Source organism: Streptomyces sp. NPDC041122, assembly GCF_055592445.1.
The window spans coordinates 19,200-34,059 of record NZ_JBVIYQ010000005.1 but is presented as its reverse complement, the minus strand read 5'-3'; the positions used below and the strand labels follow the sequence as shown (position 1 = coordinate 34,059).

Below are 14,860 nucleotides of genomic sequence, written 5' to 3'. Positions count from 1 at the left end.
CGTGAGCGGCGACCCCGGTGCGGCCGTGGAACAATCGGACCGGCTCACAAGTACCAGCAGCGAGCAGGAGACACAGCGCGATGCGTATCGGAATTCTCACCGCGGGCGGCGACTGCCCCGGCCTCAACGCAGTGATCCGGTCGGTCGTGCACCGCGCCGTGACGCACTACGGCGACGAGGTCATCGGCTTCGAGGACGGCTACGCGGGCCTGCTCGACGGGCGCTACCGCGCCCTCGACCTGAACGCGGTCAGCGGCATCCTGGCCCGCGGCGGCACCATCCTCGGCTCCTCCCGCCTGGAGCGCGCCCGCTTCCGCGCGGCCTGCGACAACGCCAAGGAGCTGATCGAGCGCAGCGGCTTCGACGCGCTGATCCCGATCGGCGGCGAGGGCACCCTGACGGCCGCGCGCATGCTCTCCGACGCGGGCGTGCCGGTCGTCGGCGTCCCCAAGACCATCGACAACGACATCTCCTCCACGGACCGCACCTTCGGCTTCGACACGGCCGTCGGCGTGGCGACGGAGGCGATGGACCGCCTGAAGACGACCGCGGAGTCCCACCAGCGCGTGATGGTCGTCGAGGTCATGGGCCGCCACGCGGGCTGGATCGCCCTGGAGTCCGGCATGGCGGGCGGCGCGCACGGCATCTGCCTGCCGGAGCGCCCCTTCGACCCCGCCGACCTGATCGCGCTGGTCGAGGAGCGCTTCTCGCGCGGCAAGAAGTTCGCGGTGATCTGCGTCGCCGAGGGCGCGCACCCGCTGGACGGCACGATGAACTACGGCAAGGGCGCGATCGACCAGTTCGGTCACGAGCGCTTCCAGGGCATCGGCACGGCCCTCGCGTACGAGCTGGAGGCCCGCCTCGGCAAGGAGGCCAAGCCGGTCATCCTCGGCCACGTCCAGCGCGGCGGCACCCCCACGGCGTACGACCGCGTCCTCGCGACCCGCTTCGGCTGGCACGCGGTGGAGGCGGTGCACCGCGGCGAGTACGGCAACATGACGGCGCTGCGCGGCACGGACATCACGATGGTGCCGCTGGCGGAGGCGGTCACGGAGCTGAAGACGGTGCCGAAGGACCGGATGGACGAGGCGGAGTCGGTCTTCTAGGGTCCTGGCCCCGGCTCACCCCCGGCCGCCGCGCACCAACCCCCAGAAGTGTTCGAGGACCCGCTCCAGGTAGTCCCGCCCGGCCTCACCGGACGCGTCCGAACCGGCACCGCCGCCCCAGCTGAGGGTGCGGGTCATCCGGGACTGGTAGTCGTCGTGCATCTGCCGCAGCACGTCCTCGACGTGCTTCTTCTCCACGGGCAGCAGCTTGCTGACGGGCCGCACGTACCCCTGCCAGCGGGTGGTGACGGCGCTGCGGAGCAGCTCGGTGAGCTGCTCCGCCCGTCCGGTGACGGTGACGAAGTCGGCGGGGGAGAGGTCGAGGGCACGGGCGAGGGCGGCGGACTGCCGTTCGTTGCCGCGCCAGGTGCTGGTCTCCTCCATGCGGAGGTAGGCCTGGATCTCCACGCCGGCCGCGCGGGCCACGTCCTCCGGGGCGAGCCCGCGGGCGAGCCGGTGCTCGCGCAGGGTCCGGGCGGCGCCCATGAGGTCCCCGGGCGAGCACCACAGGGTGGCGGCCAGCGCGGTGAGCTCGGCGGAGGTCGGCGCGGCGAGCCCCCGCTCCCAGGCGGCGATGGTGTCGGCGGTGACGTAGGTCAGCCCGTAGCTGGCCTGCATCCCGTACGCGACATGCCCGTGCGCCATCCCGAGCGCCTCCCGCAGGCGCCGGGCGGCGGGAAAGTTGAAGGGGGGCGTGGGCTGCCCGGACGAGGGCTGCCGGGGCGCGGGCTGCCCTTGAGGGTGGTGCGGCGGTTGGCTCGATTGCACGGGCACACCGTAGGCGGCTGCGGGGGTGGTGACTACGGTGTGTTCCTACGAGGTTGCGGAATGGTGGGAAGGTACGGGCCCCCTTCAGCCCGCCATGGGCCCCCACGCGCTGAGCAGGCCGTCGAGCCGCTCCCTGTGGCGCGCGAGCCAGTCATCCGGCAGATCGACGGGCACCCGGACGGTCACCATGGAGGTCGTGGTGTCTTCGACGACCACCTCTGGGCAGTCGCGCTCGCCTGTGAGCGCGACGGACAGGGTGGGCCCGCTCTCCGCGGTCATCCACCCGGCGTCCTCGCCGGCTTCGAGACGGTCCAGGACGCGCCGCCACTGCTCCAGCCGAGAGGTCCAGAGAGCCAGGTCGAGTCGTCCGCGCACGAAGGGCGTTTCGACGACGATCTCGGCCGAGAGCATGTCGTCCTGCCCCGGGTAGCGCCCCGACACGGTGACGCGGACGCTGTTGCCCTCCTCGTCGGCGAGCAGGATGAGGTCTACGGGAGAGATGTCGGGCATGAGGTTCCTCGGGGTGGGGGTCCTGGGCGGCGGTACGCGGGGAGACGGTGCGCTACATATTGGGAATTCGGTCCCTGAACGACCAGCCGTAATCGTCCGCGGCTTCGATGAGGATGTGGCTGGGGATGTCCCCGCCGTTCGCGTATTCGGGTGTCACGCTCATGATGACGGTGTTCTGGCTGGCTCTCACGTGGTCGGCGATCTTCCCTTCGGCCTTGCTGATCACGTCGTTGTTCTGCACCTTGTCCTGGGTGACGATGTTCCGCATGTCTCTGCCGTCCCCGCCGAACTGCTTTCCGATCAGATGCCCGCGTGAGTGGTTGGTGTTGGCGACGAAGCCGGCCGGGGCGTAACGGCGCCCGCGTCCCGGCTCGCTGCCGATGAGCCCGTTGGCGGCATCGTCCAGGGTCTTGGGTGACACCTCGGCGTACGCGGGTCCTCTCTGGCCGTTGGCCGCGATCTCGCTGTAGTAGGGCGACAGGCCGAGCGGGTCCACTCCGGCGTGGGGGTTGTGGACGTAGGCGGTCGGATTGGGCGCGGGGGCGAGGCCGAGCGGGTCGGGGGTGAGGTAGTGACTCGTCTCGGGGTCGTAGTACCTGAAGTAGTTGTAGTGCAGGCCGGTCTCAGGATCGAAGTACTGGCCGGGGAAGCGGATGGGAGTGTAGGCCGTGGCATCGGCATTCCAGGACGTGGCGCCCCAGAGGGTGGAGCGTGTCCGCCAGGCTATGCCGCCGTTCTCATCCACGAGTTCTGTCGGAGTGCCGACCAGGTCGGTGACGATGGCGAAGAATCGTGAGTCGACCTCGTCCTGCGGTGCCCGCGTGGCGTTGACCCGCTCCGTCTGCGTGATCGGGTGCAATCCGTCGTGGTCCCAGGTGATCGTCACCTGATGTGCCAGGGAGCGTGCTCTCGTCGTCTGTTCGCACAGAGTCGTGCCGTCCCAGGCGAATTCGATCCGCTCGACGACCGTCTCGCCGTCCGCGGCCAGTCGCTCCTTGGCGCTGCGGCGGCCGAGAGGATCGTAGCGGTAGCGCCACACCGTACCGTCCGGTGTGACGACGGACGTCAGACGGTCCTCAGCGCCCCATTCGTAGCGCCACGTGTCCGGTTTGCGGGAGAGGCGGGTCTTCTGCCGGAGAACGGTGCGACCCAGGGCGTCGTATTCGTAACGAGTATGGCCCGCGCGGACGACGCGAGTTCCGCTGTAGGCCCGCGAGCCGGTGGAGCCTTCGCCGACGCGCTCGCCCGGCCAGGACGCCGAGGTCTGATTGCCCGCTTCGTCATAGGCGTAGCGCTCTTCCCAGCCGTCGGCGCGGACGGCGGTGACTCGGCTCGCCACGTCCAGGTCGAACCTTCGCCCACCGGTGACCTGGTCCTCGATGCCGATGAGATTGCCGTCGTCCTCGTAGGAGTAGGCGCGGTGCTGGACACGCCGGTCGGTCGTTTCCAAGGACTGGGTGCTCAGACGCCCGACGGCGTCGAAGGTGTGTGACAGCGCCACGTCGTTGCCGAAGCGGCGGACGGACTCCCGGCCGGACCAGTCGTGGTCGAACCGGACCGTGCGACCTGACGCGTTCAGCTCCGTACGGTTTCCGGCCGCGTCATACGTCCAGTTGGTCACCGCTCCCGCTGGGGTGGTGCGACTGACGAGGCGTCCCAGTACATCGTGCTGATACAGCATGTGGCGACCGTCGACGGTCTCACGCGTGAGCAGCCCGGACCCGTCGCGGTACAGGCTGACGGTGCCGTCGGGTCCGGTGGCACCGGTCAGTTGCCGGTCGAGGTCGTAGGTGAAGTCCGTGACGCGATCATGGCTCCACTTGCGGATGAGGTTGCCGACGGCGTCGTGTGCGTAATGGACCGTGCGCCCGAGCGTGTCGGTCCGAGAGGCGAGACGGCCCACGGCGTCGTGGGTGTACACCACCTCACGGCCGTCGAAGTCGGTCTCCGAGATGAGCCGCCCGGCGGCGTCGTGTCGGTAAGTCCACGTCAGGCCCTGTGGGTTGGTGACTTGAGAGAGCCGCAGGCTGTGGTCGTGGGTGAACTCGTACCGCGCGCCGTCCGGTCCGATTCGAGCGGACTGGAGGTCGAAGTGCGTGTACTCGAACCGGGTTACGGCACCCTTCGGCGTCGTGTGACTGGTGCAGTTCCCTTCGCCGTCGTACTCCCACCGTTCGGTCGTGCCGTCGGGGAGGGTGCGCGACACCAGTTGGCCTTCGACCGTCCAGTCCAGGCGCGTGGCATGTCCGAGGGGGTCGGTGTACGTGACGATGCGCCCGAAGGCGTCACGTTCCCAGGAGGTGGTGGCACCGAGCGGGTCGGTCGTCGACACCGGAAGTCCTGCCGGGTCGCACCGCACCGACCGTGTGTGGCCCAGAGCATCGGTCACCTCGGTGAGGTGGCCCGCGGCGTCGTAGCCGAACCGTGTTGTCGCCCCCCGGGGGTTCGTCATCGCCACACAATTGCCTCGGTCGTCGTACGCCCGGTGCCAAGTCCGGCCGTCGGGTCCGCTGAGGGCCACGGGCAGGCCATCGGCGGCATAGGCGAAACGGAGTACGGCGCCATCGGCACGGCACACCTCCGTGGGCCTGCCGTTCTCGTTGTGGGCGAAGCGTATGGTGTGACCACACTGGTCCGTCACGGAGACGATGTGGTGGTGGGCGTCGTAGACCGTGCGGGTGACTCCGCCCAAGGGGTCTATTTCGGCGACCACTTGGCAGTCGTCGTTGATGACGAATCGCGACACGTCGCCGTCGGAGGTGGTGAGAGTGGTGATGCGACAGTTGGGCCAAGCGGGATCGGTGCCGTCGTAGGTGAGCGTGATGGTGATGTGCCCAGCTTCGCCACCTTCGGCGACACACCGGTCCTGCTCGTCGTAGCTGTATCCGTAGCGACGGTTGTTCGTGTCGGTCCACGAGGTGACCCGCAGCCGCTCGTCATAGGTGAACCGCAGGGGCAGACCGGATGAGTTCACCACCTCGGTGAGATTTCCGTCGGTGTATCCGTACCGCTTGATGACAGTGTCCGAGCCGTCGTCGGCGGCACCTGCGAGGCTCAGGACGGTGATTCGTTCGTTTTCGACGGTCAGGGTGAGGTGGTAGCCGCCGCTGTGGCGGATCGCGAGCGGGGTGCCGTCGCTGTCGCGGTCGATGTCGATGGTGTGCTGATTGCGGTCGGTCATCCGGGTCAGTGGAGCAACGCCGTCTTCGACGGGAGCGAAGCACCGGCTGTGGCCGACGTCAGGGTCGGTGATGCGATAGCCGCCGTCCTCCAGGCGCTCCAGTGGACGGCGTGGACCCGCGTCGGGCAGCACGGGTGTGCCTGGGCCCTCGGGGTGCGGATAGGCGAGAAGCATGCCGTCCTCGGTGACGAAGACGATGCCTTCGTCGTCGATCTCCAGCCGTTGGTCGACACTGGATGCCCATGAAGGGCCGAACCAGCCCCCTGTGCGGTAGCCGGAGATGACCTGCCTGGTGAAGACCAGCGGAAGGTCGCCGGGCAGACTGATGTCCGTCTGCGGCAGGAACATGTGGCCCGTGGCCATGTCCACGGGGTCGCTGCCCTTGGAACGGATCACGCTCTTGACCCGGTTATAGGCGCCCTTCGCGCCGTCTTTGAGCGCGGTGCGGGCTGACTTGAAACCCTTGAGGCCGCCCTTGAGGCCCTTCAGCCCCTTGCCGAGTTTGGCGGCAGTGGTGAGCCCCTTCATGCCCGGCACGCAGTCCATTGCGGCGAACGCCACGTCCATCAGCGTGGCTTGGCCTTTTGCGTATTTGCTCAAGGTGTCGGCCAGCACGATCGCACCGGCCACGATGACGATCGCCGCGAGGATCGGCCCACCGATGATCATGGCGATGACGCCGACGACGGCGACGACGACCTTGCAGACGGCGACGATGGTGTCCCAGTTGTCGGTGACCCAGTCGCCGATCTCCTCCCACCACTTGCGGTTCTGGATACCGGCGTCGGAGGCTTCGTCGATCTTCCGCTTGGCGGTGCCCGCGGCCTCCTCGCGCATTTTGCGCGCGTCCTCGGCCATCTTCTTCGCCGCGTCCAGGGCGCTCTTGGCGGAGTCCACGTCACCCTGGGCGGACTTCTGGGCCTTCTCGGCGGAGTGCGCGTTGCGGGTGGCGGCGCGGACCTTGGACTCGTCCGGCTTGGGCACGTCCTTGCCCTTGTCGCCGTCATCCTTGTACTTGTCGGCTTCCTTGCCGGCCCGTTCCACCCATGAATCGGCCGATGACAGCCGGGACTTGGCGGAGGAGAGATCGGCTTGGGCCTCGCGGCCCTTGACCAAGGCCTTGTCCGCGAGGGACTGGGCGCGCTCCAGCTCCGGCCAGTACGCGGCCAGCGCGTCCCCCGCCATCTCGTAGCTCTTCTTGAGCTTCTTCAGCTTGTCGGGGGCGTCCTCGAACTTCTCCGTGAAGGCGTCCGCCGTCTTGCCCGCCCACTTGAGGATCGCGTCCTCGCCCGCCATCCCCTTGATGTCGCGGAGGACCCGGCCCACGTCGTCGGAGAAGTCGTGCAGGTTCTTGGCCAACGACCGCACCCGGTGCGGATCACCCGGCGTCGGATCCTTCTCCAGGTCCAAGACGTGCCAGTCCGACGGCCGATGGCCCCCCATGCGACTTCCCCCCACCTCATCCGCCCCGTCAGCCTCCGTGCGCACCAGCAAAGCTATCGAACGAGTGCACGTGCGTGAAGACGAGTCGGTAGGCGGGGGCGGCGGGCGGTGGCGCTCGGGTGGGGCGCCGCACGAGGGGTGTTTTGGTCAAACCCCCTTCCTTCGGGCGCGGATCGTGGCACAGTCCCGCCGTGACTTACGAACATGGGTTTGACGTCGTCGATGAGCAGCCGGTCATCGAGGTGCCCGGCGCACCCACCCGCATGTCCGCCTACCTGGCTCGCCCCGCCACCGAGGGCGACCACCCCGTGGTCCTCGTGGGCACGGAGCTGTGGGGCGTGAACGAGGACGCGCGCGCCGTGGCCCGCCGCGTCGCCGCCCTCGGTTTCGTAGCGATCGTGCCGAACCTCTACCACCGCACCGACCCGGACTCCGCGGACGGCTTCCCCCACTCCGACGCGAACCGCACCCACGCCTTCGACCTGGTCGCTCGGATGACTCGGGACGAGGTCGAGGCGGACCTGCGGGCGGCGGCTGCGTACGCCCGCACCTACGCGGGTGCCGCGGACCGCACCGGCATGCTGGGCTTCAGCCTCGGCGGCCACTTCGCCTACTTCGCGGCGACCCGGCTGCCCCTGGCGGCGGCCGCGATCTACTACCCGGGCTGGCTGCCCACGTCCGGCACCGCGCTCAGCCGCCCCGACCCGCTCCTCGACGACACGGCCGCCATCGCGGCGCACGGCACCCGCCTCGCCCTCTTCTTCGCCGAACGCGACCACGTCATCGACGCGGCCCAGGTCGACGCGGTCCGCCGGGCGCTCACGACAGCGGGCGTACGCCATGACGTGACGGTCCACCCCGACGCCGCGCACGCCTTTTTCTTCCCGGGGTACGAGACGCACGACAAGGCGGCGGCGGACGCGTCGTGGAAGCAGGTGGTGCGGCTCTTCCGCGAGGAACTGCGGGCTCCGCTGCCCTGAGCCTCGACCGCGTGCAGCGGACCGACCTGAAGTTCGCGCTCTATCGGATCGGTGGCGGTGGCGGTGGCGGTGTCAGTGCGTGATGGGGCGCATCGCCGCCGCCGTGGTTGCCGCCGTCTCGAGGGGGTCGGTCAGAGGGCGGCCCAGCAGGCGGGGGAGGTCGGACGTGGTGGTGTCGAGGAAACCGTGGCGGACGCTCGTCGCTATCGATGCCAGCAGCGGGGGCTGGAAGGGGAGCAGGGTGGGGTCCGTGAGCAGGCGGGTGCGGTACGCGCCCAGGCTCATGTCCCGGTGGGGGACCGACAGGTGTGCGGCGATGCCGGCTGCCGTGATCGGCTCGCCGACCAAGTCGTGGGTCCTGCCGGTGTGCTCGGCAGGGGAGGCCGCCACTACCGCTGCCGCCGCGGCCAGATCCGTGCGGGCCACCGCGGCCAGGGCCCCGGTTCCGAACGGGGACTCCAGGCCCTCCGGCGTCCAGGTGAGCAGGGCGCCGAACAACTCGGCGTAGAGCCCGTTGCGCAGGATCGTCCACGCGAGGCCGCTCTCCCGGATCATCCGCTCGGTGACCCGGTGCGCGAGCGCGAAGCCGAGGTGGTCTCCCGCGCCGGTCAGACTCGTGTAGATCACGTGGGTGACGCCGGCCCGGACCGCGGCGTCGAGTACGGCCCGGTGGCGGGCGACGACGCGGTCGTCCTCCGCGTAACCCGCCGAGACCAGCAGCAGGGTCGAGATGCCGGAGAGGTCCAGGCTCGCGGGGTCGTCGAAGTCGAGGCGGCGCTGCCCGGCGGCGGGCGTGCGGCTGCCGCCCAGGACGGGCACGCCCCGCTCCGTCAGCTCCCGGATCGTGAGGGAAGCCAGCTGTCCGTTGGCGCCGGTCACCATGATCATGGTCGGTTCGTCTCCTGCCGTGGTTCTCTTCGGTAACTACGGTGAGATCCTGAACCGGCCCACAGCGGCTCACAAGGAGGCAGTTTCGTGTCAGTGAGGCACACCGGTGTAACCACGCAGGGTCCCGGCGGGACTGGCGCCGCCGAACTCGAACCATGCGGGCTGCCCGAGCACCCCGACTGCGGGATCCGTGACGTTCTCGACCGGGTCGGGGACAAGTGGTCCGTCCTGGTCATCGTCGAACTCGCCGACGGGCCGCGGCGCTTCCGGGAGCTCCAGCGCGCGATCGACGGCATCTCGCAGCGCATGCTGACGCTCACGGTGCGGCGGCTCGAGCGGGACGGGTTGGTGCTGCGGACCGTCTATCCGACGGTTCCCGCCCAGGTCGACTACCGCCTCACCGAGACCGGCGCGAGCCTCACCCATCTCGTCAAGGCGCTCGCCGACTGGTCGCTGGAGCATCGGGACGCCATCGCGGAGGCCCGCCGTACGTACGACAGTGACCATCCCGACAACGAGATCCGGTGATCCCGTGTCAGCGGTGACGGTCGCGTCCGTCTCGGGTCACGTCGTCACCGGTTGATGGACTGGACCTCCTCCACCACCACGTCCTGCTCCGCGCCGAACTCGCCGTCTGGGAGGCGCTGCTCGCCGTTCACGCCCGTTCCCGTCCAGTGGATCTTCCACGTGACCGTCGCCTTCAGCGGGTACGAGCCGTCGCCCGACGAGCGCAGGTACTTCACGCCGCAGGGCGGGGTCTCCTTGGACTTGCCCTTGGCGTAGGGCGTGCCGATCTTGTCGCCGACCAGGTCGCAGACGCCGTTCGCGGGGTACGTCTCCGCGTCCGACGTGCCGGGGTCGATCTTCAGGGAGACCGGTTCGGCGGTGGTCGTCGCCTCGATGCCGAGGACCTGGACCCGCGCCGTCACCGACACCGGCTTGAACTCCGCGCCGTCCAGCCACGCCCACGTGGGCAGGTTGACCTTCGTCGCCGCCTCGGGCGCCAGCTTCACCTTCGTGCCGGGGACGCGGATCCGGGCGTACGCGAGCTTCGCCAGGATCTCCGGGTCGATGGCCGGGATGTCCGCGGGCGGTGGCTCGTTCTCGTCGACCCAGAAGGTCTCCTTGTTGCAGCTGTCCCAGCCGGGCGGGTACGTCTTGTTGGGGAACTCCGTCCACCAGTAACCCTTGCCGGCCTTGTCGAGGTTGAAGTTCTTGTACGGCTCGCCGTCGACGTAACGCTTGCGCTGTTCCAGGTCCCACTGGGCGCCCGTGGAGTCGACCGACCACACCGCCTCGCGTTCCTTCTTGAACTGGGCGGGTGTGTAGGCGGGGGCGTACCAGCACGGCGGCGGACTGTAGTCGCCCGACGGGGTGATGGTCCCGGACTTGGGGCCCGAGCCGTTCTTGGACTCGTCGTAGCTGATGCCGCCGGCGGTGGCGGTGAGTGAGCCGTCGCCGCCGTCCTCGGTGGGACCCTGGGCGTCACCGTTGGTGGTGCCGCCGTGGCCGGTCCGTGCGGACACGGGCCCCGAAAGGAGCAGCGTGGCGGCCATCGCCACGGCCCCGGCGACGACGAGTGGCTTCCTTCTCATCACTATGGCTGACATGTGGCATTCCCCCGGTCGGATGTGGTCGTCTCGGTGATCCAGACGCCCTGGTCGTTCACGTGCAGTCGGCTGCTGTAGAGCACGAAGTCGTCCTTGGACGGCGCCGACGCCTTCTCGGTCTTCCCCGTCTTCAGGCTCTTGTTGTGTGCCTTGCGCTGGTCCTCGCAGTAGACGAGGCCCGCCGTCTTGCTGCCCGTGACGTCCACCCGTGCGTTGAAGTAGCGCTTGGTGCCGGTGATTCGGTCCTTGTAGTCCACGTACTCCTGGACGAACTTCTGACTGCCGGCCGCCGCTTCGCCCTCCGAGTAGAACCGGTAGGCCTTGTGCAGGGGCTTCTGCTCGGCGATGGCCAGGTCGACGGCCTTCAGATACTGCTCGGTGTCTGCCAGGACCGCGTCCTTGGTCTTGTCACCCGTCTTGGACCACTCGAACTCGTACGTCAGATCCGACGGCAGCTCGACCTTCGGGCGGTCCGCCGGTGTCGCCGGCTTGGTCGGCGACGGTGACTTCTCGCCGCCCTGGTCCGCGCCGGCGATCTTGTCGTCGTCCTTGGACGTGTCGTCGTCGCTGCCGCAGGACGTCAGAAGCAGGGCCGCGGCCGCGGTGAGTGCGGCCGCCGCGAGGCGGAGAGGGCGGTTCACTGTCGGCTCCTGGCGAGGTGGGAGAGGGCGCGAGCTCAGCACGCTAGTGCGGGCCCGGCCGCGTCGCCAGAGAGATGTGTGCCCACGAAAGGGGCGCGCGGGACGTATCGCCGCGAATTCATGTCACAGTTCTGTGCGCGTGCGGCAAGCACAAGGTGCGCGTGAGGCAAGTGCGGTCTCGGCCGAATGCCCGGAGGCCGGCCTCAGCCCTTCACCGCCCCGCCCAGCGCGAAGCCTCCGCCCAGCTTCCGCGAGACCAGGACGTACAGCAGGATCACCGGGGTCGAGTACAGGATCGAGAACGCGGCGAGCTGACCGTAGACCACCGTCCCCTTGTTGCCGAAGAAGTCGTTGATGCTCACCGACGCCGGCATCTGCTCCGGGGTGAGCAGCAGCATGAAGGGGACGAAGAAGTTGCCCCACATCATCACGAACGAGAAGACCGTCACCACGGCCACGCCCGGGCCCATCAGAGGGAGGACGATCCGTAGCAGGGACTGGAAGGACGACGCGCCGTCCGTCCACGCCGCCTCCTCCAGTTCCTTCGGGACGCCGTCCATGAAGTTCTTCATCAGCCAGATGGCGAAGGGGAGTTGGGAGGCCGCGAAGAAGAGGATCGTGCCCTGCATCGTGTCGATCAGGTCGACCTGTACGAAGAGCGCGTACACCGGGACCATGATCGCGGTGATCGGCAGGCTCGTCGCGAAGAGGATCGTCAGCAGGAACGGGCGGTTCAGGCGGGAGCGGTAGCGCGAGAGCGGGTACGCCGCCAGGGCCGCGCAGGCCACCGTGAGCAGCGTGCCGCCGCCGCACAGGAGCAGGCTGTTGAGGAGCGGGGTGAAGGTGATCTCGGGGGTCAGGACCTGGTCGTAGTTGTCGAGCGTGAGGCTGCCGGGGAACCGCACCCGCAGGTCCGCCTCCGGGTCGAAGGAGGACAGGACCACCCAGGCGAGCGGGAGGACGAACGCCGCGGCCACCACCAGCAGGCCCGCGTCGGCCGCCAGCCGGTGCGCCCTGCGGCGTGAACGGGGCGCGCGCGAGGGCCTGTTGGCGCGGAGCTTCGAGGGGGTGGGCACTCAGACCTCCGTACGCAGCAGGCGCATGTAGACGAGGGAGAAGAGGGAGCCGACCAGGAGGAGCAGCAACGCCACGGCGGTGCCGTAGCCGATCATGCTCTTCTGGAACGCCTGCTCGTACATGAAGAGCGGCAGCGTCTGGCTGTCGTTGCCCGGGCCGCCGCGGGTCATCACCCAGATCAGGCCGAAGACGGAGAGCGTCTGCAGGGTGTTGAGCATGAGGTTCGTGCCGATCGAGCGGCGGATCATCGGCAGCGTGATGTGCCACATGCGGCGCCAGCCGCCCGCGCCGTCGACCTCTGCGGCCTCGGTGATCTCCTTGGGGATCTCGTTCAGGGCGGCGGAGTAGACGAGCATCGAGAAGGCCGTGCCCCGCCAGACGTTCGCGAACGACACCGCGAGGATCGGCAGCGTGAACATCCAGTTCTGGGAGGGGAGATGGAGGAAGTCGAGGACGGCGTTGAGGGTGCCCTCGCGGCGGAAGAAGGCGTAGAGCAGGAAGCCGGCGACGACCTCCGGCAGCACCCACGCCGTGACGACGATCGCGCCGGTGAGGGTGCGCACCGGCTTGGACGCGCGCTGCATGAGGGAGGCGAGGGCCAGGCCGAGCGTGTTCTGGCCGATGAGGGAGGAGAGGACGGTGAAGACGAGGGTGAGCCAGACCGCGTTGAGGAACCGTTCGTCGCCGAACGCCTCGCGGAAGTTGTCGAACCCCACGAAGCTCGACTCGGCCTGGCCGGTCAGCTGGAGATCGGTGAAGGCGATGTACGCGCAGTAGCCGATCGGGCCCGCGAGGAAGAGGGCGAGCAGGATGATGGCGGGGGAGACGGGCAGGGCGCGCAGCAGGCCGCGGCGGGCGCGCGCCCGGGGGCCCGGCGGGGCGGTGGCCGGGCCCGGCCGGCGGTGCGGCGTCTTGGCGACGCCGCCGCCGGGGCCCGTGGAGGATGCGGTGGTCACGTACGGGCACGCTCACTCTCTGGCTCGCTCGGGCGTTGGTCGGCTCGGGTCGGGCTGGGCTTGCTCGGGCGTTGGTCGGGTTGGGCCGGGCTCGCTCGGGCTTCGGCCGACTCCGACTCCGGACGGCTCGCTCGGGCTTCGGCCGACTCCGGCTCCGACTCCGGCTTCGGTTGGGCTTGCTCGGGCCTCGACCGACCCTGGCTTCGGCCGGGTGGGCCCGGGCTTCGGCCGGCGCGCGCTACCTCTCGACGACCTCGCCGTCCGACGCCGCGTCGACCTCCTCGTCGTACGCCTTCGCCGCGTCCTCCACCGACGCGTCGCCCGTCGTCACCGACTCCATCGCCTCCTGGATCGCCGTGGAGACCTTCGGGTACGCGGGGAACGCCGGCCGGTAGTGCGTCGACGCCACCAGGTCCGTGAAGAACTTGATGCCGGGCTGCGCCTTCTCGTACGCGGGGTCGGCGGCGACGTCCTTGCGGACCGCGATGCCCGAGTTGGCGATGTACCACTTCTGGGCGTTGGCCTTCGTCTGCATCGTCTCGATGAACGTGAACGCCAGGTCGGGGTTGTCCGCCTTGGCGGGGATCGACCAGGTCCAGCCGCCGGACATGCTCACCTTGCCGGGGGCCTGGCCGTGCTGGGTCGGCATCGCCGCGAGGCCCAGCTTCTTCGACCACTCGGGCCACTCGTGGCCCGCGCCCTTGCCCCAGTCCTGCGGCAGCCACGAACCGTCGAGGTTGATCGCCAGCTTGCCCTCGGGCAGCAGTTCACCGCGCACGCGGGTGGCGAAGTTGGGGTCGAGCGCGTCGGAGACGTCCGGGCCGAGCTTCTCCTTGTAGACGGTCTCCACGAACTTCAGGGAGTCCTCGAACCCCTTGCCGCCCGTGATCCACTTCTTCGTCTTCGGGTCGTAGAGGGGGTCCTTGCCGGTGCCGTACGCGAGCATCTCGAAGCCCTGCATCGTCGCCACCTCGCCGACCGGCTTCCCGGTGTAGACGTTGAGCGGGGTGACGCCCGGGACCTTCTTCTGCACGGTGCGGGCCGCGTCGAGGACCTCGTCCCAGGTCTTGGGCCGCCAGTCCGCGGGCAGTCCCGCCCTCTTGAAGATCGCCTTGTCGTACCAGAGGCCGCGGGTGTCCGTCCCGTCCGGCACTCCGTACGTCTTGCCGTCGGCCGCCTTCGCCGCGGTCTTCGCCGTGTCGACGAACTGGTCCCAGTCCTTCCACTTGTTCAGGTAGGGATCGAGTGGCCGCAGATAGCCGCTGGTGATGTCCGAGTTGATGAGGAAGGTGTCCTCGTAGACCAGGTCGGGGGCGGTTTTCGGGGAGCGCATCATCTGCTGGAGCTTGGTGTAGTACTCGGAGTCCGGCGCTTTGATCGGCACCAGCTTCACCTTCTTGCCGGGGTTCTCCTTCTCGAACTGCTTCTTGATGCCCTCCAGGTACGTGTCCGTGACCTTGATCTTGTTGTCCGTGGACTGTTTGAAGGAGACCTTCACGGTGTCGGGGTCGTCGCCGGAGCCGCCGCCGCACGCGGTGAGGGTGGCGGCGGCGAGCAGGGCGGAGGCGGTGAGGAGCAGGCGAGTGGGGGTGGGGCGCACGGGCACGACCTCCTACGGGCCGGCGCGGCGGGGTCGCCACGCGGGTTGCCCGGTGAACGTACGGGCGCGTTCCGAGCAAGGTCAATGCCCTTGCGGAGGC

General features: G+C 69.1%; 12 protein-coding genes. 3 read left to right on the top strand and 9 right to left on the bottom strand.

Features of this window, described 5'->3' with window-relative positions; genetic code table 11:
* The first annotated feature begins 80 nt into the window (after positions 1–80).
* Positions 81–1,106, top strand: coding sequence for a 6-phosphofructokinase (locus ACZ6B8_RS19000; RefSeq protein ID WP_471079791.1), 1,026 nt, complete (start codon positions 81–83; stop codon positions 1,104–1,106).
* A 15-nt stretch (positions 1,107–1,121) separates the two neighbouring features.
* Here ACZ6B8_RS19000 and ACZ6B8_RS18995 read toward each other — a convergent pair whose 3' ends face one another.
* From ACZ6B8_RS18995 to ACZ6B8_RS18985, 3 genes are all read right to left on the bottom strand, one after another.
* A complete protein-coding gene (locus ACZ6B8_RS18995) occupies positions 1,122–1,874 on the bottom strand; it encodes a helix-turn-helix transcriptional regulator (RefSeq protein ID WP_471607953.1) in 753 nt (250 codons plus the stop codon).
* 84 nt (positions 1,875–1,958) lie between these two features.
* Entirely contained in the window at positions 1,959–2,384 is a 426-nt protein-coding gene (locus ACZ6B8_RS18990) for a DUF5959 family protein (protein ID WP_471607952.1), read from the bottom strand.
* Between the two features lie 52 nt (positions 2,385–2,436).
* On the bottom strand, positions 2,437–7,008 hold the full coding sequence (locus tag ACZ6B8_RS18985) for a DUF6531 domain-containing protein (RefSeq protein ID WP_471607951.1): 4,572 nt from the start codon (positions 7,006–7,008) through the stop codon (positions 2,437–2,439).
* 191 nt (positions 7,009–7,199) lie between these two features.
* Here ACZ6B8_RS18985 and ACZ6B8_RS18980 point away from each other — a divergent pair, with 191 nt between their 5' ends.
* Complete coding sequence (locus ACZ6B8_RS18980) at positions 7,200–7,988, top strand: dienelactone hydrolase family protein (protein WP_471607950.1); 789 nt, start codon at positions 7,200–7,202, stop codon at positions 7,986–7,988.
* 72 nt (positions 7,989–8,060) lie between these two features.
* On the opposite strand, the gene ACZ6B8_RS18975 is transcribed toward ACZ6B8_RS18980, so the two are convergent.
* Positions 8,061–8,876 (bottom strand): NAD(P)H-binding protein, encoded by an 816-nt coding sequence (locus ACZ6B8_RS18975; protein ID WP_471079805.1) that lies wholly within the window; start codon positions 8,874–8,876, stop codon positions 8,061–8,063.
* Between the two features lie 87 nt (positions 8,877–8,963).
* Here ACZ6B8_RS18975 and ACZ6B8_RS18970 point away from each other — a divergent pair, with 87 nt between their 5' ends.
* Positions 8,964–9,404, top strand: a complete 441-nt coding sequence (locus tag ACZ6B8_RS18970; RefSeq protein WP_471079807.1) for a winged helix-turn-helix transcriptional regulator — start codon at positions 8,964–8,966, stop codon at positions 9,402–9,404.
* 44 nt (positions 9,405–9,448) lie between these two features.
* On the opposite strand, the gene ACZ6B8_RS18965 is transcribed toward ACZ6B8_RS18970, so the two are convergent.
* From ACZ6B8_RS18965 to ACZ6B8_RS18945, 5 genes are all read right to left on the bottom strand, one after another.
* Positions 9,449–10,486 (bottom strand): hypothetical protein, encoded by a 1,038-nt coding sequence (locus ACZ6B8_RS18965; protein WP_471079810.1) that lies wholly within the window; start codon positions 10,484–10,486, stop codon positions 9,449–9,451.
* Complete coding sequence (locus tag ACZ6B8_RS18960; RefSeq protein WP_471079813.1) at positions 10,474–11,127, bottom strand: hypothetical protein; 654 nt, start codon at positions 11,125–11,127, stop codon at positions 10,474–10,476. The genes ACZ6B8_RS18965 and ACZ6B8_RS18960 overlap by 13 nt, the downstream gene beginning before the upstream one ends.
* Before the next feature lie 203 nt (positions 11,128–11,330).
* Entirely contained in the window at positions 11,331–12,203 is an 873-nt protein-coding gene (locus tag ACZ6B8_RS18955) for a carbohydrate ABC transporter permease (protein ID WP_471079816.1), read from the bottom strand.
* The gene (locus tag ACZ6B8_RS18950; protein ID WP_471607949.1) at positions 12,204–13,160 is read right to left on the bottom strand and encodes a carbohydrate ABC transporter permease; all 957 of its coding nucleotides are present in this window, start codon (positions 13,158–13,160) and stop codon (positions 12,204–12,206) included.
* A gap of 238 nt (positions 13,161–13,398) precedes the next feature.
* Entirely contained in the window at positions 13,399–14,766 is a 1,368-nt protein-coding gene (locus tag ACZ6B8_RS18945; protein WP_471607948.1) for an extracellular solute-binding protein, read from the bottom strand.
* Between the last annotated feature and the right edge of the window lie 94 nt (positions 14,767–14,860).

What these genes read in the sequence shown, in the direction of transcription:
- ACZ6B8_RS19000 (WP_471079791.1), top strand. Translation starts at nt 81, where the DNA reads ATGCGTATCGGAATTCTCACCGCGGGCGGCGACTGCCCCGGCCTCAAC.
- ACZ6B8_RS18990 (WP_471607952.1), bottom strand. Translation starts at nt 2,384, where the DNA reads ATGCCCGACATCTCTCCCGTAGACCTCATCCTGCTCGCCGACGAGGAG.
- ACZ6B8_RS18985 (WP_471607951.1), bottom strand. Translation starts at nt 7,008, where the DNA reads ATGGGGGGCCATCGGCCGTCGGACTGGCACGTCTTGGACCTGGAGAAG.
- ACZ6B8_RS18975 (WP_471079805.1), bottom strand. Translation starts at nt 8,876, where the DNA reads ATGATCATGGTGACCGGCGCCAACGGACAGCTGGCTTCCCTCACGATC.
- ACZ6B8_RS18965 (WP_471079810.1), bottom strand. Translation starts at nt 10,486, where the DNA reads ATGTCAGCCATAGTGATGAGAAGGAAGCCACTCGTCGTCGCCGGGGCC.